This is a genomic window from Microbacterium sp. NFH-22A-Y, assembly GCF_021401375.1.
GTDB lineage: Bacteria > Actinomycetota > Actinomycetes > Actinomycetales > Microbacteriaceae > Microbacterium > Microbacterium hominis.
On sequence record NZ_JACBGF010000005.1, the window covers coordinates 74,904 to 93,194 of the forward strand.

Below are 18,291 nucleotides of genomic sequence, written 5' to 3' on the forward strand. Positions count from 1 at the left end.
TGTCGGCGGTGCGCCGTAGACTCTTCCGGTGACAGTTTCCGGGATCGTTCGCGCCCTCATCCAGGCGGACACGGTCCGCGAAGCCGTCGAGTCCGCGCTCGCCGACACCGACTTCTCGCTCGTCGCGGGACTCGACGCGCCCGTCCTCGCGGCACTCGTCGAGCGCCGCCGCCGCGCCGGACACCCGGCGGCCCTGCTCGCCGTGGCGCCGACCGGCCGGCGGGCCGAAGCGCTCGGCGCGGCGCTGTCGAGCGTCCTGCCGGATGCCGAGGTGCTGCACTTCCCCGCCTGGGAGACCCTGCCGCACGAACGGCTGAGCCCGTCGCCGGAGACCGTCGGGCGGCGTCTCGCCGTGCTGCGCGCCGTCGACCACTGGGACGGCTCCCACCCCCTCATCGTGACCGCGTCGGTGCGCAGCGCGCTGCAGCCGATCGCGGCGGGGCTGACCGACGCCGGCGTGATCGAGCTGTCGGCAGGGGGTCGCGGCTACGACCTCGACGGGGTGACGCGCCGGCTCGTCGACCTCGCGTACCACCGGGTCGACATGGTGTCGCGGCGCGGTGAGTTCGCCGTGCGCGGCGGCATCCTCGACGTGTTCCCGCCCGCCGCCGATCACCCGTACCGCGTCGAGTTCTTCGGCGACGAGGTCGACCAGATCCGCGCGTTCTCCGTCGCCGATCAGCGCTCGTTGCCCGGCGAGGTGGCGGCCGTCACCCTGCTGCCCAGCCGTGAGCTGCTGCTGACGCCGGCCGTGCGCGAGCGCGCAGCGGGTCTTCGCGACCGGTTCCCGGGCCTGCGCGGCATGCTCGAGAAGATGAGCGAAGGCATCCCGGTCGAAGGGATGGAATCGCTCCTTCCGGCCCTCGCGGACGCCGTCGTGCCGCTCGTGGACTATCTCCCCGCCGCGACGGCGGTGGCCCTGGTCGATCCCGAGCGCGCGGTGGGTCGGGCGATGACGCTGGGGGAGACCAACCGCGAGTTCCTCGAGGCGGCCTGGAGCGCCGCCGTCGCCGGCGCCGACACCCCGATCGATCTCGGCTCGGGCGACTTCCTCGCCCTGCCCGAGCTGCGCGCGGCGACCTCGGCGCGCGGCGGTGTGTGGTGGACGCTGAGCGGGTTCGACTCGGGCGACGCCGACGCGGCGGCCGACCTCGCGGGCATCGACGGCGGGCACCGGGCCGATGTCGTGCGCGTCCCCGCCTCCGCGGTGCCGTCGTTCCAGGGCAACGTCGACGGCGCCACGGCGCACGTGGGCGACCTGCTCGCCGACGGCTGGCGCGTCGTGATCGCGGCCTCCGGCGCCGGGCTCGTCGACCGTGCGCGCGACGTGCTGGCCGAGCGCGGCATCGCGGCGCGCACGGTCGACGCGCTGGCCGAAGCCCCCGAGCCGGGCGTGGCCGTCGCCGTGCTCGGGGCGCTCGAGAGCGGATTCGAGCAGCCCGACGCCCGACTGGCGGTGCTCACCGAGGCGGAGTTCTACGGGCGCACCATCGGTGCCGACAGCCGCGTCGTCAAGAAGCTCGCATCGCGGCGCCGCAACGTCGTCGACCCGCTGCAGCTGAAGGCGGGCGACATCGTCGTGCACGCCACCCACGGCATCGGCCGCTTCGTCGAGCTCGTGCAGCGCGAGGTGTCCAGCGGCGGCCGCAACGCCGTGAAGACGACGCGCGAGTACCTCGTGCTCGAGTACGCGCCCTCCAAGCGCGGTCATCCCGGCGACAAGCTCTTCGTCCCCACCGATCAGCTCGACCTGCTCAGCAAGTACGTCGGCGGCGAGGCGCCCACGCTGTCGAAGATGGGTGGCAGCGACTGGGCCGCCGCGAAGGGCAAGGCGCGCAAGGCCGTCCGCGACATCGCCGTGGAGCTCGTCAAGCTGTACTCCGCCCGGATGGCGGCCAAGGGCTACGCGTTCGGTCCCGACACGCCCTGGCAGCGCGAGCTGGAGGAGGCGTTCCCCTTCGCCGAGACCCCCGATCAGCTGCAGACGATCGAGGAGATCAAGGCCGACATGGAGCGGCCGATCCCGATGGACCGCCTGCTGTCCGGCGATGTCGGCTTCGGCAAGACCGAGGTCGCGGTCCGCGCGGCGTTCAAGGCCATCCAGGACGGCAAGCAGGTCGCGATGCTCGTGCCGACGACGCTGCTGGTGAAGCAGCACCTCGACACGTTCACCGAGCGGTTCGCGGGCTTCCCCGTGAAGGTGCGGGCGCTGTCGCGCTTCCAGACCGACAAGGAGGCGCGCGAGATCCTCGCGGGGCTCACCGAGGGCAGCATCGACATGGTCATCGGCACCCACCGCATCCTCACCGAGAAGGTCGTCTTCAAAGACCTCGGCCTCATGATCATCGACGAGGAGCAGCGCTTCGGCGTCGAGCACAAGGATGCGCTGAAGAAGCTCAAGACCAACGTCGACATCCTGGCGATGAGCGCGACGCCGATTCCGCGGACGCTCGAGATGGCGGTGACCGGCATCCGCGAGATGTCGACGCTGCAGACCCCGCCGGAGGACCGGCATCCGATCCTGTCCTACGTCGGTCCGCGCAGCGACAAGCAGATCGCCGCCGCGATCCGTCGCGAGCTCCTGCGCGAAGGCCAGGTCTTCTACGTGCACAACCGCGTGCAGTCGATCCAGCGGGTCGCCGCCCACCTCGCCGAGCTCGTGCCGGAGGCGCGCATCGCGGTCGCCCACGGGCAGATGGGCGAGCACGCCCTGGAGGAGGTCGTCGACGGCTTCTGGGAGCGCCGGTTCGACGTGCTCGTGTCGACGACCATCATCGAGACCGGTCTGGACATCTCCAACGCCAACACGATCGTCATCGACCGCGCCGACAAGTACGGCCTCAGCCAGCTGCATCAGCTGCGCGGACGCGTCGGTCGCGGACGCGAGCGCGCCTACGCCTACTTCCTCTACGACGAGATGAAGCCTCTCTCGGAGACCGCGGCCGATCGGCTCGAGACCATCGCGGTGAACAACGATCTGGGCAGCGGCATGCAGGTCGCCCTCAAAGACCTGGAGCTGCGCGGCGCGGGCAATCTCCTCGGCGCCGAGCAGGCCGGCCACATCGCCGGCGTCGGCTTCGACCTGTACCTGCGCATGATCGGCGAGGCCGTCGCGACGTTCCGCGGCGACGACGTGGAGGGGCCGACCGAGCTGCGCCTGGAGCTTCCCATCGACGCCCGACTGCCGGAGAGCTACATCGACAGCGAGCGTCTGCGCCTGGAGGCCTACCAGAAGCTCTCGGCCGCCGCCTCGCCCGACGCCCGTACGCGCGGCGGGGATGCCGGAGCCTCCAGCGACCCCATCGATCTCGTGATCGAGGAGCTCACCGACCGCTACGGCACGCCGCCGCGCGAGGTCGACGGTCTCGTCGCGATCGCCCGGCTGCGCCGGCGTGCCGCCGTCGCGGGCCTCAGCGACGTCGTCGCGATGGGGCCGAACCTGCGGGTCGTGCCGGCGCCGGCATCCGACTCGCTGCGGGTGCGGCTGCAGCGCCTCTACCCGAAGTCGAAGGTCCTCGCCGGCGGCGAGGCGATGGTCGTGCCGCTGCCGACGGCGGCGGGGGAGCCGCTGGCCGACGGCGATCTGATCGCCTGGGTCGGCCAGCTCATCGACCAGCTCTACCCGCTGCCGGTCGCCGAGGCCGTCGAGGCCTGAGCCCGGGGCGCTCAGATCTCGATCGCCCCCACGGACAGCAGGACGGCCGCCGCGAGAGCCGCGGCGACGGCGACGGCGAAGACGACCCACTCGCCGCGCTGGAAGACGCGGTCGCCGCGACGGCGCCGCGCGAGGGCGAACAGCAGCGTGCCGGGCACGAGGACCAGCATCGCGAGCAGCAGGTACTGGCCTCCGGCGGCGGCGAGCAGGAACAGGGTGTAGGCGGTGGCGCAGGCGGCCACGACCAGGGCGCCGGCGACCGCGCGCGAGCCGTCGGAGCGGGCATCGGCGAGAGCCACACGCAGCCCGTACCCCGCCGTGAGGACGTAGGGGATGAGCGCGAACGCGCTGGTCAGGCTGAGCGCGACGTCGAACGCGTTCGTGGAGAAGAGCACCACGATCAGCAGTGCCTGCACGAGCAGCGTCGACATCGTGAGGGCTCCGACCGGCACGTCACGGGCGTTGGTGCGGGCGAACACCGGGGGCAGGTCGCCGTCGCGCGCCGCGACCAGCAGCACCTCCGCCGCCATCAGCGTCCACGACAGGTACGCCCCGAGCACCGCCACGATGAGCGCCACGCCGACGAAGCCCGCACCCCACGGTCCGACGACCTCGGCGAGCACCCCGGCCATCGACGGCTGGGCCAGCTGCGCGATGCGCTCGCGCGGGAGGATGCCGAAGGACACGATCGTCACCGACAGGAAGATCGCGAGCACGCTGAGGAATCCGAGCACGGTCGCGCGCCCGATGTCGCGGCGGCGGCGTGCGTGCCGCGAGTACGCGCTCGCGCCCTCGACGCCGATGAAGGCGAACACCGTGACGAGCAGGGTGCCGCGCACCTGATCGTAGAGCGGGACGTCGCCGGGGCCGGACAGGTTCGCGGCGAACACCGCCGGATCGAACGCGAACAGACACAGGAACACGAACACCACGATCGGCAGCACCTTCGCGACGCTGACGATGCGGTTGACCGCGGCCGCCTCACGCGTACCGCGACGCACGAGCAGGAAGAAGGTCCACAATCCCGCGGACGACACCGCGACGGCCACGGGCGTGTCGCCCCCGGCGACGGCGGGCAGCACCGCGCCCACCGTCGACATGATGAACACCCAGTAGAAGACGTTTCCCGCGCAGGCGCTCGCCCAGTAGCCGAACGCGGACAGGAAGCCGAGGTAGCGGCCGAACCCGGCCCGCGCGTACGAGTACACGCCGGCATCCAACTCCGGCCGGCGCGCGGCCAGCCGCTGGAAGACGAGCGCCAGCATGAGCATGCCGGTGCCCGCCACCGCCCACGCGACGAGGGAGCCCACCACCCCCGTCTGCGCCGCGAAGGTGCCCGGCAGCGAGAAGACCCCGGCGCCGACCATCGAGCCGACGACGAACGTCGACAGGGTCAGCGTCGAGACGGTGGCGGGGGCGGGGGAGCCGGCTCCGGAGGACACGGCCGTCAGATCACTCCCTGCGCCAGCATCGCCTGGGCGACGCGTTCGAACCCGGCGATGTTGGCGCCCGCGACGTAGTCCCCGTCGCGCCCGTGCCGCTCGGCGGCGTCGAACGCGGCGCGGTGGATGTCGCGGACGATGGCGCGGAGCTTCCGCTCACTGTCCTCGAAGCTCCAGCGCTGTCGCGCGGCGTTCTGGCTCATCTCGAGCGCCGAGGTCGCGACACCCCCGGCGTTGGCCGCCTTGCCCGGGCCGAAGAGCACACCGGCCGACTGGAAGGCGGCGACGGCCGCGGGGGTGCAGGGCATGTTCGCGCCCTCCGACACGGCGCCGACGCCGTTTCCCAGCAGCGCCCGCGCGTCCGTCTCGTCGAGCTCGTTCTGCGTCGCGGCGGGGATCGCGATGTCGACGGCGACCTCCCACGGGCGGGCGCCCTCGACGAAGCGCGCGGAGGCGCGGCGGTCGGCGTACGTCGAGATCCGTGCCCGCTCGACCTCCTTCACCTGACGGAGCAGGCCCACGTCGATGCCCTCGTCGTCGACCACATACCCCGACGAGTCGGACGCCGTCACCGGAATCGCCCCGAGCTGATGCGCCTTCTCGATCGCATAGATCGCGACGTTGCCCGAGCCGGAGACACCGACCCGGCGACCCGACATCGACCGTCCGCGCACCGCGAGCATCTCCTCCGCGAAGAAGACGGCGCCGTAGCCGGTGGCCTCCGTGCGCACCTCCGCCCCGCCCCACTGCACGCCCTTGCCGGTGAACATGCCCGACTCGTGACGGTTGGTGATCTTGCGGTACTGCCCGAACAGGTAGCCGATCTCGCGGCCCCCGACGCCGATGTCGCCGGCGGGGACGTCGGTGTGCTCGCCGAGATGCCGGTACAACTCGTTCATGAAGGCCTGGCAGAACCGCATGATCTCGGCATCCGAGCGCCCGCGGGGATCGAAGTCGCTGCCGCCCTTGGCGCCGCCGATGCCCTGACCGGTGAGCGCGTTCTTGAAGATCTGCTCGAAGCCGAGGAACTTGACGATCGACAGGTTCACGCTCGGGTGGAACCGCAGGCCGCCCTTGTAGGGGCCCAGCACCGAGGAGAACTGCACGCGGAAGCCGCGATTCACGCGGACCCGCCCCTGGTCGTCGACCCAGGGCACACGGAACATGATCTGTCGCTCCGGCTCGACCATGCGCTCGAGGACTCCGGCCGCGGCGAACTCCGGGCGGCTCTCGATGACCGGCGCGATCGAGTTCACGACCTCGTGCACGGCCTGCTGGAACTCGGGCTCGTTCGGGTTGCGGTCGACCACGGCGTCGAAGACGGCGGCGACGGAAGAGGGCAGGGAGGTGAGGGTTTCTGTCACGGTGGAGCTTTCCGGCCGCAGTCCCGGGTGGTTCGGCCTGTCCCACCCTAATGGGGCTCCGACAGAGCCTCGACGGCTCGGCGGCGGCGCCCTAGGGTGAGGTCGGGAGGTCGATCATGCAGTTCGAACACCTCGGGGCCCGGCCCCGCATCCACCCCGACGCCGTGGTCGCGCCGACGGCGGTGATCTCGGGGGACGTGGAGATCGGCGCGGGATGCCAGATCCTCCACGGCGCCGTGCTGACCGCCGAGGGCGGCCCGATCACGCTCGGCACGCACGTGATCGTCATGGAGAACGCGCTGATCCGCGCCAGCGCAGTGCACCCCGTCCACATCGGCTCCCACGTCCTGGTCGGGCCGACCGCCAGTATCTCGGGGGCGACCGTGGGCGACGAGGTGTTCCTCGCCACCGGCACGCGCGTGTTCAACGGCGCGCGCATCGGCGACCGGTCGGAGGTGCGCATCGGCGCCATCGTGCACGTGCGCACCGCGCTGCCCCCGGAGTCGGTCGTGCCGATCGGGTGGGTGGCGGTGGGCGATCCCGCACGGATGCTGTCGCCCGACCGTCACGAGGAGATCTGGGCCCTGCAGAAGGAGCTGGACTTCCCCGGCTTCGTCTTCGGCCTGGACCGCGACACGCCCGATCTGATGATCCAGCTCACCGAGCGCTACGGCGCGGCGCTCGCGCGCCACGCCGACGACCGCCGCGCGGACTGAGCCCGCGCGGCGTCACGGGCGCGGGGCGGCTCACCCCGTGTTCTGCAGTCCGGCCGAGACGCCGGAGACGCTGAGCAGCAGCAGTCGCTGCCACTGCGGCAGATCCGCCTCGTCGTGCTCGCCGGTGCGCAACGTGCGCAGGGCGCGCAATTGCAGCAGCGAGAGCGCGTCGACGTACGGGCTGCGCATCTTGACGGCCCGCTGCAGCACCGGCTTGTTGGCGAGCAGCTCGTCCCCGCCGACGATGCGGACCACCCAGTCGCCGGTCAGCTGCAGCTCGTCGACGACGAGGGCGGCGAGGTCGGGACGGTCGCCCAGGTCGAGGTAGCGGCGGGCGATGCGCCCGTCGGCCTTCGCGAGGCTCATGCCGACGTTGTCGATGACGGTGCGCAGCAGCGGCCACTCCGCGTAGGCGCGGCGCAGGAGCTCGACGTCGCCGACGGCTTCGAGCGCGGAGCCCAGACCGAACCACCCGGCGAGGTTGATGCGCGCCTGCGACCAGGCGAACACCCACGGGATCGCGCGGAGGTCTTCGAGCGACTCGACGGACAGGCCGCGCCGGGCGGGGCGGGAGCCGAGCGCGAGCAGCCCGATCTCCTCCATCGGGGTCACCGTCGCGAACCAGGAGGCGAAGCCGTCGGCCTTCACGAGCGAGAAGAACCGCTCGCGCGATGCGGCATCCATCGTCGCCGCGACCTCGGCGTAGCGCTCGGCGGCGGCGCTGTTGCGCTTCTCGATCGACGGCGCCGAGGCGAGGAGCACGGCGGCCGCGACCTGATCGATGTGGCGCATCGCGATGTTCGTGTCGCCGTAGCGGGCGAAGATCACCTCGCCCTGCTCGGTGAGCTTGAACCGGCCGTCGACCGAGTGCGGGGGCTGGGCGAGGATCGCCGAGTTCGCCGGTCCGCCGCCGCGTCCGAGCGCGCCGCCGCGCCCGTGGAAGAGCGTGAGGTGGATGCCGGTCTGCTTCGCCCACGCGGCGATCTTGGCCTGAGCCTCGTACAGCGCGAGGTTCGCCGCGACCGGGCCGACGTCCTTGGACGAGTCGGAGTAGCCGAGCATGACCTCCAGGCGGCGGCCGGTCGCCTCCAGCCGCGCCGCGAACTGCGGGTGCTCCACGATCTCGGCCATGATGCCGGGGGCGGCCTGCAGGTCGGCGAACGTCTCGAAGAGGGGGATCACGTCCAGCACCGGCGGCGTGCCCCCCGGGCCGACCGCGAGGCGGGCCAGCTCGTGGACGGCGGCGAGGTCGCCGGCGGACTGCGTGAACGACACGATGTAGCGCCCGGCGGCGCGCGGCCCGTACCGGTGCTGGATCTGCGCGATCGTGCGGAACACCTCGAGCACCTCTTCGGCCTGGGTGCTCAGCGGCTCGCCGCCGGCGGCCTCGGCGAGCACCTTGGCGTGGACGGCGGAGTGCTGGCGCACCTCGAGCTCGGCCAGGTGGAATCCGAACGTCTCCACCTGCCACAGCAGCTGCTGCAGGTGGCCGTAGGCCTGCCGGGGTGCGCCGGCCTCGACGAGGGACTGCTGCACGATCCGCAGGTCGCGCAGGAGCACCTCGGGGTCGCGGTAGGCGAGATCGGCGTCGCGCCCGCGGGTCGCCGTGATCCGGCGGGCGATGAGCAGCATCGCACGCTTGTGCGGCTCGACGGCGGCGCGCTTGGCGGCATCCGCGGCGCCGTCCTCGTCGGCGTCGGCGAGGCGCTGCAGGAGTGCGAGGAGCTCGTCGCTGGGCGGTGTCGTGTCGGCGGAGAGGGTGAGGGTCTTCGCGATGCGATCGGCCGAGCGCTCCAGGCCGAGCAGGATGTGCTCGGCGCCGATCGCGGCCGCCTTCTTCGTCACCGCCGCGGTGACGAAGGGGTTGCCGTCGCGGTCGCCGCCGACCCAGGTGCCCAGGCGCACGAAGGGACGCACGACCGGCGCGCGTCCGCCGGCGGCGGGCCCCTGCAGCGCGTCGTCGACGCGGCGGTAGACGTGCGGGACGGCGGTGTAGAGCGTCTCGTCGAAGACGGCCATGATGGCGCGGACCTCGTCGACGGGCGTCGGCTTCTCGGCGCGCAGCGGCGCGGTGCGCCAGAGCGTGTCGATCTCCTCGAGCATGCGGCGTTCGGCCCGACGCTCGTCGGCGCCACCGTTCAGCGAGGCGTCGTGCTCGGTCAGCAGCGTCACGAGACGGCGGATGCTGGTGGACACGGCGCGCCGACGCGCCTCCGTGGGGTGCGCCGTGAACACGGGGTGGAAGCGCATGTCCTGCAGGCGCTGCAGCGCGGTGTCGTCGCCGACCTCGGCGGCGAGGCGCACGAAGGCGGCGGCGACGGAGTCGGCGGCATCCTCCTTCTCCGGACGGCCGTCGCGTTCGCGCAGCACGCGCACCCGCTGGTGCTCCTCCGCGAGGTTGACGAGGTGGAAGTAGACCGTGAAGGCGCGCGCGACCTCGTCGGCGCGTTCGACGGAGAAGGACTCCGCGATCGTCGCGGCCCGCTCGAACGCCTCCGGCGACTCGTCGGTGTAGGCGGCGATGGTCGCGAGCCGCAGGCGCTCGACGTCGTCGTACAGGCCGGGGGAGCCGCTCTCGCGCAGGACGCGACCGAGCAGCGCACCGAGCATGCGCACGTCGGCGCGCAGGCGCTCGGGCAGTTCGTTCTCGGCCTCGTCGCGGCCGACGAGGTCGATCGCTTCGGTTCGGGTGAGTTCGCGCATGACACCACGCTAATGGCACGGTGTTTCACCTTTGTCACGGGGTATGATTCAGCCTGGTGTGAAACCGTGCAGAGTCCGGGGCTGAGACCCGTTCGGAGTCCGCATTCCGGTGTGCCGGGAAGTCTGGTCGGCGATTCCCGTCCGTCGACCCCTCGGAGTGCCCATGTCCTTGCTGCGATCCGCGCGTTTCCCCGCCGTTCTGCTGCTGCTCGCCGCCGCCGCCGGCCTCGTGCTGGCCAACTCGCCGCTGCGCGATGCCGCGTTCGCCGTGGCCGATGCGCACCTGGGCATCCCCGGCGTCGTGGACCTCTCGGTGCGTCACTGGATCTCCGACGGTCTGCTCGCCGTGTTCTTCTTCGTCGCGGCGGTGGAGCTGCAGTTCGAGCTCACGAGCGGGCAGCTCGCCTCCGCGCGGCGCGCCGTGCTGCCGGCGATCGCCGCGGCCGGCGGCGTGCTGGTGCCGGTCGCGCTGTACCTGGCGATCGCCGGGACGCCGGCGACATCGGCCGGGTGGCCCATCCCGACGGCCACCGACATCGCGTTCGCGCTGGGTGTGCTCGCCGTCTTCGGCCGTGGCCTTCCGCCCGCGGTACGGGTCTTCCTCCTGGCGCTGGCGATCCTCGACGACATCGTCGGCATCGTGTTCATCGCCGTGCTGTTCACCTCCGACGTCGACACCGCCATGCTGCTGCTCGCGGTCGTGCTCGTCGTCGTCTTCGCCGTCTGCAGCCGACTCCTCGACACCCGGGCGCGGCCGATCGCGATCGCGGGTCTCGCCGTGTCGGCGCTCGGCACGTGGTACGCCGTGCACGAGTCCGGCGTCCACGCCACGATCGCCGGCGTCGTGCTGGGACTCGTGATGGCGCAGCAGCCGGCGATGCGCACGCGCCACGCGATCGAGCCGTGGGTCAACGGCCTGATCCTCCCGCTGTTCGCCCTGTGCGCCGCGCTCGTGACCATCCCCGCAGTGTCGGCGGGAGAGCTCTCGCCGGCGTTCTGGGGCGTGCTCGTCGCGCTGCCCCTCGGCAAGATCATCGGCATCGGCCTCGCCGGCGGCCTCGCGCAGCGGATCCTGCGCGTCGCTCCCTCGGAGCGGCTGGCCGCGGGAGACCTGCTCGCCGCGGGCGCGCTGGGCGGCATCGGGTTCACCGTGTCGCTGCTGCTGAGCGAGCTGGCGTTCGCCGGTGACCCCGGCATCCGCGATCAGGCGACCCTCGGCGTGCTGGCGGGCTCCGCGATCTCGCTCGTCGCGGCCGGGATCCTCGTATCGTGGCGGGCATGGCATCACCGACGCCGGGTCCCGGCGATTTCCTGACACCTTCGGCATCGCCGGCGTCGTCCCCGGCGTCGTCCACTCCGTCGGGCGATGCGCTACGCCGCGCCGCCGACGTGATGCGCGCCGTCCGCGAGCGGTGCGTGTGGTCGCGGCAGATCACCCACGACGACCTCGTGCCCTACCTCGTCGAGGAGTCGGCCGAGCTGATCGACGCGGTCGAGGCCGGCACGCGCGCCGACCTGCGCGAGGAGCTCGGCGATCTGCTCTGGCAGGTGCTGTTCCACGCCGCCGTCGCCGCCGAAGACCCGGACGATCCGTTCGACATCGACGACGTCGCCGACGCCCTCGCGGAGAAGATGGTGCGCCGCCACCCCCACGTCTTCGGGGATGCCGTGGCCACCACGCCCGAGGAGGTGCTCGTGCACTGGAACGCCGCGAAGGCCGCCGAGAAGCGCGACCGGCGGTCGGTGCTCGACGGCGTCTCGGCGCACATGCCCTCCCTCGCGCTGGCCCAGAAGGTCCTCGGTCGCGCCGCTGCGCTCCCCGATGCGCCGTCCGCACCGCTCGCGGACGGGGTGGCGCCCAGCAGCGAGGAGGAGCTCGGGGCGACGCTGCTGGGGCTCGTCGCGCTCGCGCGGGAACGGGGCTGGGACGCCGAGCGAGCGTTGCGCGGCGCCGTCCGCACGTTGGAGGGCGGCATCCGACAGGTCGAGGCGCGGGGCGCCGGAGCCGACCTGGAAGAATGATCCCGTGGCATCCGTGAACCCGCCGCGCGGCATGCGCGACTTCCTCCCCGCCGACAAGGCCCGTCGCGAGCGCGTGCTCGCCGTCATCCGCGAGCGCTACCGTGCGCACGGGTTCGACGAGATCGAGACCCCCGTCATGGAGGACTACGACCGCCTGCACGCGGGCATCGGCGGCGACAACGAGAAGCTCGCCTTCAACGTCCTCAAGCGGGGGCTGGATGCCGACGCCGTCCGCGCCGGCGCCGACGACGCGGCCGCCCTCAGCGACCTGGGCCTGCGCTACGACCTGACGGTGCCCCTCGCGCGCTTCTATGCGACCCATCGCGCGGAGCTGCCGGCGGTCTTCCGCTCGATCCAGATGGCGCCGGTGTGGCGCGCCGAGCGTCCCCAGAAGGGGCGCTACCGCCAGTTCGTGCAGTGCGACATCGACATCATCGGCGACGCGACCGGGCGCGCCGAGGCGGAGCTGCTGGTCGCGAGCCTCGACACCCTCGACGCTCTCGGGCTGGTCGGCGGCAGCATCCGCATCAACGACCGCCGTGTCCTCGACTGGATGCTCGGCAGCTTCGGCTTCGCCGACGCCGAGCGTGCCGGCGTGCTGATCACGATCGACAAGCTCGACAAGATCGGCCCCGACGGTGTCGCCGCCGAGCTGCGCGGACGGGGCGTGACCGCAGCGGCCGTCGATGCGTTCGAGGCCTTCCTGCGCCGGCCGCAGACGCGCGAGTTCCGCCCGTACGGGGAGGGGCAGATCCGCGGGGCCCTTCCGGACGGGGCACCGGACGACGTGGTCGCCGATCTCGTGGCGATCGGCTCCGCGGTGTCGGCCGCACGGGGGCTCGCCGGCGAGGGCGGGGCGGGCGCCCCACTGGTGTTCGACCCGTTCCTCGTGCGGGGCATGGGGTACTACACCGGCACGATCTTCGAGCTCGCCCACCCGAGCGTCGACTACTCCCTGGGCGGCGGCGGTCGCTACGACGGGATGATCGGGCGATTCCTCGGCCAGCAGGTGCCCGCGGTCGGCTTCTCCATCGGCTTCGAGCGCATCGTCGATCTGCTGGAGGCGTCCGACGAGGGCGGCGCGACCGCGGTCGTCCTCGTGCACGACCGCGACGTGCCGGTGGAGGAGCTGGTCGCACTCAAGTCCGCACTCGTGGCGGAGGGGGCGCGGGTGCGTCTCGAGCAGCGCACGAAGAACCTCAAGGCGCTGCTGGAGCGGGCCGCCGCCGACGGCTACACCTCCTTCGCGACCGTCGCGGCGGGGCAGGAGGCCGCGGCGCTCGAGGTCAAGCCGCTGAGCTGATCGCGCGCCGCGCCGACACCGACCGTTCACCTGGCCGGGGTGGAATCGGCGACGTGAACACCCGACCGGGCCGGAGCGGCGCGCCGCGACGCCGTGTGGCGATGCGCGCCGCCGCGGTCGCCGTGGTCGTCTCGGCCGCGGCGGCGACCCTGATCACGCGGAGCGTGCTGACCCGGCAGGCGGCCATCGCGCGCCGCCGCATCGGCAAGCCGCTCGGCGAGATCGCTCTGGATGCCGATCGGCTCTGGCGCTCGAAGTTGCCGGGGGAGCCGATCGAGCTGGTGGTCGTCGGCGACTCGATCGCTGCCGGGCTCGGGGCCGACCGCGCCAAAGACGTGCTCGGCGCGCGGCTGGCCAAAGGCATCGCCGCGTTCCTCCGACGCCCTGTGCAGCTGCGCACGGTCGCGACGGTCGGCGCGCAGTCGCAGGACCTCGCGCGCCAGCTCGACCGTCTCCCGGGCGGCTACCGGCCGGATGCCGCGGTCATCATCGTCGGGGGCAACGACGTGACCCACCGCACGCCGGTGTCGGGGGCGGCCGCCGATCTCGAGGAGGCGGTGCGGCGCCTGCGGGCGACGGGCGCCGCCGTCGTCGTCGGCACCTGTCCCGACCTGGGGGCGCTGCGTCCGGTGCCTCAGCCGCTGCGCGCTCTGGGGGCGCAGGCCTCGCGTCAGCTCGCCCACGCGCAGGCGGCCGCGGCCCGCCGCGCCGGCGCCCGCGTCGTCTCGTTGCGCCGCACCGTGGGCCCGATGTTCGTCGAGAACCCGGACGACATGTTCAGCCTGGACCGCTTCCACCCGAGTGCCCTGGGCTATCGGCGCACGGCGGACGCGCTCGTGCCCGAGATCGTCGCCGCGCTCGCCGAGGGGGCGTTGGCTCGGGAGTGAGACCGCGGCGGTCGCCGCGCGGACCTCCCAACTGTTCTAGTTGTCATAGAATGGATGCGGAGGCCGCATGCTGATCCGCACCGATCCGACGAGCGATGTGCCGCTGTTCGCGCAGATCGCGGCATCCGTCCGCGCGGACGCCCTCGCCCGCCGTCTCCGCCCGGGAGACCGCCTGCCCTCGGCGCGCGAGGTCGCCGCCGCGCTCGACGTGAACCTGCACACCGTGCTGCACGCCTATCAGCAGCTGCGCGACGAGGGTCTCGTCTCGATGCACCGCGGTCGCGGCGCCGTCGTCACGGTCGCGGCGGATCGCCTGGCCGAGCTCCAGCCCGACATCACCGACCTCGTCGCGCGCGCCCGCTCCCGCGGACTGTCGCCGCAGGCGCTGGCCGCGCTCATCCACCACACATCCGATCCGGAGGAGTCACCATGACCACCCCGCGGCCGCGCGCCGTCTCCCGCTTCCTCGTCGTCGCCGTCGCGATCCCCGTCGTCGCCACCCTCGTCGCCGTGCTGCTGCAGCTGGGGGCCCGCGCCTCCCTGCCCGACCCGATCGCCATCCACTGGGGCGTCGACGGAGGGCCGGACGGCTACGGCCCCCTCGCGGTGGCGGTGCTCTCCACCGCGGCGATCGGGCTCGGGGTGCCCCTGCTGATCGCGGCCTCCGCGCTCAACGGGCTGCGCCGCGGCGACCGCGGCCCCGCCTACCGGATGATGGGCGCCCTCGCCGGGGCGACGTCCGTGTTCACCGCGGTCCTGACCACGTCGTCGGTGCTGATGCAGCGGGGCGTCGCGGAGGCCGCGGCCGGGCCGTCCGTCCTCCCCTGGCTGCTGGTCGCGGCCGTCGTCGCCGTCCCGGTCGGCGTCCTCGCCTGGTTCCTCCAGCCCCACGAGCGCATCGTGTCGACTCCGACGACCGCGGCGATCTCCCCGCCCCTGTCGAGCGGGGAGCGCGCCGTCTGGCTGCGCAGCGTCCGTCTCGCGCGGGGCGGTCTCATCGTGCTCGGTGCGGCCCTGGCGCTGCTGGTCGTCGTCACGATCCTCACCGTGGCCGTCAGCGGCAGCGCGGTGGCCGCGACGATCCTCATCGTGCTGATCGTTCTGATGGCCGCGGTCATCGCCGCGACCGCGGTCTTCCACGTGCGCGTCGATGCGACGGGCTTGACCGTCAACTCGGCGACCGGCTTCCCGCGGATCCACCTCCCGCTCGCCGAGATCGACCGCGTGGAGGTGGTCGAGGTCAACCCCATGGGGGAGTTCGGCGGCTGGGGGCTGCGCTGGGCCCCGGGCGGCGGCTTCGGCGTCGTGCTGCGCACCGGACCCGGAATACGCGTCACGCGCCGCGACCGGCGGGTGTTCACGGTCACCGTCGACGACGCCGGCACCGGGGCGGCGCTGCTCGCCGCCGAGGCGGAGCGCGCCGCGGGGCGTTGACCCGGCCGCGCCGAGGCGGTTGGGTGGAGCCATGACCGAGCTCTCCCTCGCGGCCGCGCATGAGGTCGACCGCTACCTCGTCGACACGCTCGTCGACGCCGACGACAGCCTCGACGCGGCCGTGCAGGCCCAGCGCGCCGCCGACATGCCGGCGATCGAAGTGGCGCCCACGGGCGGCAAGCTGCTGTGGCTGCTCGCACGCCTCAGCGGAGCGCGCCGTGTGCTCGAGATCGGGACGCTCGGCGGGTACTCGACCATCTGGCTGGCGCGCGGCATCCCCGATGACGGCCGGGTCGTGACGATCGAGGCCGAACCCCGCCACGCCGAGGTCGCACGGCGCAGCATCGATCGCGCCGGGGTGGGGGAGCGCGTCGACATCTGCGTCGGTCGCGGAGCCGACGTGCTGCCGACGCTGGAGGATCAGGCTCCCTTCGACCTCGTCTTCATCGACGCCGACAAGGAGTCCAACACCGTCTACCTCGACTGGGCCGCGCGCCTGGGCCGGCCGGGGACGCTCATCGTGGTCGACAACGTGGTGCGGGCGGGACGGGTGGCGGATGCCGAGGATCCCAGCCCTCAAGTGCGGGGCGTCCGGGCGGGGCTGCAGATGCTCCGCGACGACCCGCGCTTCACGGCCACGGCCCTGCAGACGCTGGACGCGAAGGGCTGGGACGGGATCGCGCTCGCGCTGGTCGTTTGATCCGGTGCCGCGCATGTGGCCCCGCCATCCAGGTCACTAGACTCAAGGACGGAGCCGAGACACACCCGTGACGCTCCAAGGTTCACCCTCCACAAGCAAGGAGTCCCCTGTGGCACTGATCGAGGCTGTAGGCGCACGCGAGATCCTGGATTCGCGTGGCAACCCGACCGTCGAGGTGGAGGTGCTGCTCGACGACGGCATCGTCCAGCGCGCGGCCGTCCCGTCGGGCGCATCCACCGGCGCCTTCGAGGCGTACGAGCTGCGCGACGGCGACAAGAGCCGCTACGGCGGAAAGGGCGTGCTGAAGGCCGTCAACGCCGTCATCGACGAGCTCGGCCCCGCGATCGAGGGCGTGGAGGCGAGCGAGCAGCGCGTCATCGACGAGATCCTCATCGCCACCGACGGCACCGAGAACAAGTCGCGCTGCGGCGCGAACGCCATCCTCGGCGTGTCGCTGGCCGTCGCGAAGGCGGCCGCCGACGCGGCCGACCTGCCGCTGTTCCGTTACCTGGGCGGCCCGAACGCGCACGTGCTGCCCGTTCCGCTGTTCAACGTCATCAACGGTGGCGAGCACGCCGACAACGGCATCGACTTCCAGGAGTACTTCCTCGCCCCCATCGGTGCGGAGACCTACGGCGAGTCCCTGCGCTGGGGCACGGAGGTCTACCACGTCCTCAAGGGCGAGCTGAAGGCCGCCGGCTACAACACCGGTCTCGGCGACGAGGGCGGCTTCGCCCCCGACCTGCCCAGCAACCGCGAGGGCCTCGACTTCCTCATCAAGGCGATCGAGAAGGCCGGCTTCACCCCCGGCAAGGACGTCGCCGTGGGTCTGGACGTCGCCGCGACCGAGTTCTACAAGGACGGCGTGTACACCGTCGAGGGCAAGGCGTGGTCGGCCGAGAAGCTGACCGACTACTTCGCCGACCTCGTCGCGAACTACCCCGTCGTCACGATCGAGGACGCCCTCGCCGAGGACGACTGGGACGCCTGGAAGCACCTCACCGACGCGATCGGCTCGAAGGTCCAGCTCGTCGGCGACGACCTGTTCGTCACCAACCCGGTGCGCCTGCAGAAGGGCATCGACCTCGGCGTCGCGAACGCCCTGCTCGTCAAGGTGAACCAGATCGGGACGCTCTCGGAGACGCTCGATGCGATCTCGCTGGCCACCCAGAACGGGTACCGCTCGATGCTGTCGCACCGCTCCGGCGAGACCGAGGACACGACCATCGCCGACCTCGCCGTCGCGGTGAACGCGGGTCAGATCAAGACCGGTGCGCCCGCCCGCAGCGAGCGCGTCGCGAAGTACAACCAGCTGCTGCGCATCGAGGAGGAGCTCGGCGACGCCGCGGTCTTCGCCGGACGCGCGGCGTTCCCCCGCTTCAAGGGCTGAGGATTCGCTGAACCGATCGGGGCGGCGTACGGCGGGCGCGTGAGCGCCACGTAGGCTGGACCCCATGACGAGAGAGGGAGCCGTGCGCGACGCGCCGGCTCCCTCTTCCCGTCCCGGACGGCGCCCCGCGACGCCCGACGGGACGCGGGGGCGCGTCGACGTGCGGGCCTGGGCCGGCGGCATCCGTTTCTCGGCCTTCATGGTCATCATGCTGGGACTCGTCGTCCTCGCGGTGTTCACGCTCGTGCCCACGGTCGGCACCTATCTGGGCCAGCGCCAGCAGATCGCCGCGCTCACGCACTCCGTCCAGGTCACGGAGGCCGACGTCGCGGCGCTGCAGCAGCAGAAGGACCGCTGGAACGACCCCGCCTACGTCACGTCGCAGGCGCGCGAGCGGCTGTACTACGTGCGCCCCGGCGAGGTGGTCTACCTCGTCGACAACGACCTGCCCGCCACGGCGATCCCGCAGGAGCAGTCCGCGGTGAGCGCGCAGGTGCAGGAGACGCGCACCGACTGGATGGCGCAGCTCGTGCGCTCGATCGCGGGCGCCGGACTCGCCCAGACGGCGACCGTGACGCCGACCGATCCCGCCGGCTGATCAGCAGTCGGTCAGCGCGCCCCGGTACCCTGGACGGGTGTCGCACCCCGCCCTGACTCCTGCCTCCGACGCCGACC

The 18,291-nt window shown here is 72.5% G+C and carries 14 protein-coding genes; 11 read left to right on the forward strand and 3 right to left on the reverse strand.

What is annotated here, in order from left to right; translation table 11 throughout:
• Positions 1-28 precede the first annotated feature (28 nt).
• Entirely contained in the window at positions 29-3,655 is a 3,627-nt protein-coding gene (gene mfd, locus L0965_RS15660) for a transcription-repair coupling factor (RefSeq protein WP_101306016.1), read from the forward strand.
• 11 nt (positions 3,656-3,666) lie between these two features.
• Here the strand turns inward: mfd and L0965_RS15665 are convergent, their stop codons facing one another.
• Positions 3,667-5,106, reverse strand: a complete 1,440-nt coding sequence (locus L0965_RS15665; protein ID WP_101306017.1) for a basic amino acid/polyamine antiporter — start codon at positions 5,104-5,106, stop codon at positions 3,667-3,669.
• The gene (gene gdhA, locus L0965_RS15670) at positions 5,103-6,461 is read right to left on the reverse strand and encodes an NADP-specific glutamate dehydrogenase (protein WP_060959809.1); all 1,359 of its coding nucleotides are present in this window, start codon (positions 6,459-6,461) and stop codon (positions 5,103-5,105) included. The genes L0965_RS15665 and gdhA overlap by 4 nt, the downstream gene beginning before the upstream one ends.
• A 116-nt stretch (positions 6,462-6,577) precedes the next feature.
• On the opposite strand from gdhA, the gene L0965_RS15675 reads away from it, so the two are divergent.
• Entirely contained in the window at positions 6,578-7,177 is a 600-nt protein-coding gene (locus L0965_RS15675) for a gamma carbonic anhydrase family protein (protein WP_101306018.1), read from the forward strand.
• A gap of 30 nt (positions 7,178-7,207) precedes the next feature.
• Here L0965_RS15675 and L0965_RS15680 read toward each other — a convergent pair whose 3' ends face one another.
• Entirely contained in the window at positions 7,208-9,880 is a 2,673-nt protein-coding gene (locus L0965_RS15680) for a phosphoenolpyruvate carboxylase (RefSeq protein WP_061782183.1), read from the reverse strand.
• A 163-nt stretch (positions 9,881-10,043) separates the two neighbouring features.
• On the opposite strand from L0965_RS15680, the gene L0965_RS15685 reads away from it, so the two are divergent.
• From L0965_RS15685 to L0965_RS15725, 9 genes are all read left to right on the forward strand, one after another.
• Complete coding sequence (locus tag L0965_RS15685; RefSeq protein WP_060959806.1) at positions 10,044-11,195, forward strand: Na+/H+ antiporter NhaA; 1,152 nt, start codon at positions 10,044-10,046, stop codon at positions 11,193-11,195.
• Positions 11,159-11,902, forward strand: coding sequence for a MazG family protein (locus L0965_RS15690; protein WP_101306019.1), 744 nt, complete (start codon positions 11,159-11,161; stop codon positions 11,900-11,902). Before L0965_RS15685 ends, L0965_RS15690 begins: the two co-directional genes overlap by 37 nt.
• 31 nt (positions 11,903-11,933) lie before the next feature.
• On the forward strand, positions 11,934-13,205 hold the full coding sequence (gene hisS / locus L0965_RS15695) for a histidine--tRNA ligase (protein ID WP_232784052.1): 1,272 nt from the start codon (positions 11,934-11,936) through the stop codon (positions 13,203-13,205).
• A gap of 101 nt (positions 13,206-13,306) precedes the next feature.
• The gene (locus L0965_RS15700) at positions 13,307-14,092 is read left to right on the forward strand and encodes an SGNH/GDSL hydrolase family protein (RefSeq protein ID WP_101307201.1); all 786 of its coding nucleotides are present in this window, start codon (positions 13,307-13,309) and stop codon (positions 14,090-14,092) included.
• Positions 14,093-14,159: 67 nt separating this feature from the next.
• Positions 14,160-14,525 (forward strand): GntR family transcriptional regulator, encoded by a 366-nt coding sequence (locus L0965_RS15705; RefSeq protein WP_101306021.1) that lies wholly within the window; start codon positions 14,160-14,162, stop codon positions 14,523-14,525.
• Positions 14,522-15,526 carry a DUF1648 domain-containing protein gene (locus L0965_RS15710; protein WP_101306022.1) on the forward strand — a complete coding sequence of 335 codons (1,005 nt, stop codon included), beginning with the start codon at positions 14,522-14,524 and terminating at the stop codon, positions 15,524-15,526. The genes L0965_RS15705 and L0965_RS15710 overlap by 4 nt, the downstream gene beginning before the upstream one ends.
• 31 nt (positions 15,527-15,557) lie before the next feature.
• Positions 15,558-16,226, forward strand: a complete 669-nt coding sequence (locus tag L0965_RS15715; RefSeq protein ID WP_101306023.1) for an O-methyltransferase — start codon at positions 15,558-15,560, stop codon at positions 16,224-16,226.
• Positions 16,227-16,335: 109 nt separating this feature from the next.
• Positions 16,336-17,616, forward strand: coding sequence for a phosphopyruvate hydratase (eno, locus tag L0965_RS15720; RefSeq protein ID WP_060959801.1), 1,281 nt, complete (start codon positions 16,336-16,338; stop codon positions 17,614-17,616).
• Between the two features lie 64 nt (positions 17,617-17,680).
• A complete protein-coding gene (locus tag L0965_RS15725) occupies positions 17,681-18,214 on the forward strand; it encodes a septum formation initiator family protein (RefSeq protein WP_101306024.1) in 534 nt (177 codons plus the stop codon).
• Positions 18,215-18,291 lie beyond the last annotated feature (77 nt).

Excerpts from the sequence above, each read along its gene's own strand:
- hisS (WP_232784052.1), top strand. The coding sequence starts at position 11,934 with ATGCGCGACTTCCTCCCCGCCGACAAGGCCCGTCGCGAGCGCGTGCTC.
- L0965_RS15685 (WP_060959806.1), top strand. The coding sequence starts at position 10,044 with ATGTCCTTGCTGCGATCCGCGCGTTTCCCCGCCGTTCTGCTGCTGCTC.
- L0965_RS15705 (WP_101306021.1), top strand. The coding sequence starts at position 14,160 with ATGCTGATCCGCACCGATCCGACGAGCGATGTGCCGCTGTTCGCGCAG.
- L0965_RS15715 (WP_101306023.1), top strand. The coding sequence starts at position 15,558 with ATGACCGAGCTCTCCCTCGCGGCCGCGCATGAGGTCGACCGCTACCTC.
- L0965_RS15700 (WP_101307201.1), top strand. The coding sequence starts at position 13,307 with ATGCGCGCCGCCGCGGTCGCCGTGGTCGTCTCGGCCGCGGCGGCGACC.
- L0965_RS15675 (WP_101306018.1), top strand. The coding sequence starts at position 6,578 with ATGCAGTTCGAACACCTCGGGGCCCGGCCCCGCATCCACCCCGACGCC.
- L0965_RS15725 (WP_101306024.1), top strand. The coding sequence starts at position 17,681 with ATGACGAGAGAGGGAGCCGTGCGCGACGCGCCGGCTCCCTCTTCCCGT.
- L0965_RS15690 (WP_101306019.1), top strand. The coding sequence starts at position 11,159 with ATGGCATCACCGACGCCGGGTCCCGGCGATTTCCTGACACCTTCGGCA.
- L0965_RS15710 (WP_101306022.1), top strand. The coding sequence starts at position 14,522 with ATGACCACCCCGCGGCCGCGCGCCGTCTCCCGCTTCCTCGTCGTCGCC.
- L0965_RS15680 (WP_061782183.1), bottom strand. The coding sequence starts at position 9,880 with ATGCGCGAACTCACCCGAACCGAAGCGATCGACCTCGTCGGCCGCGAC.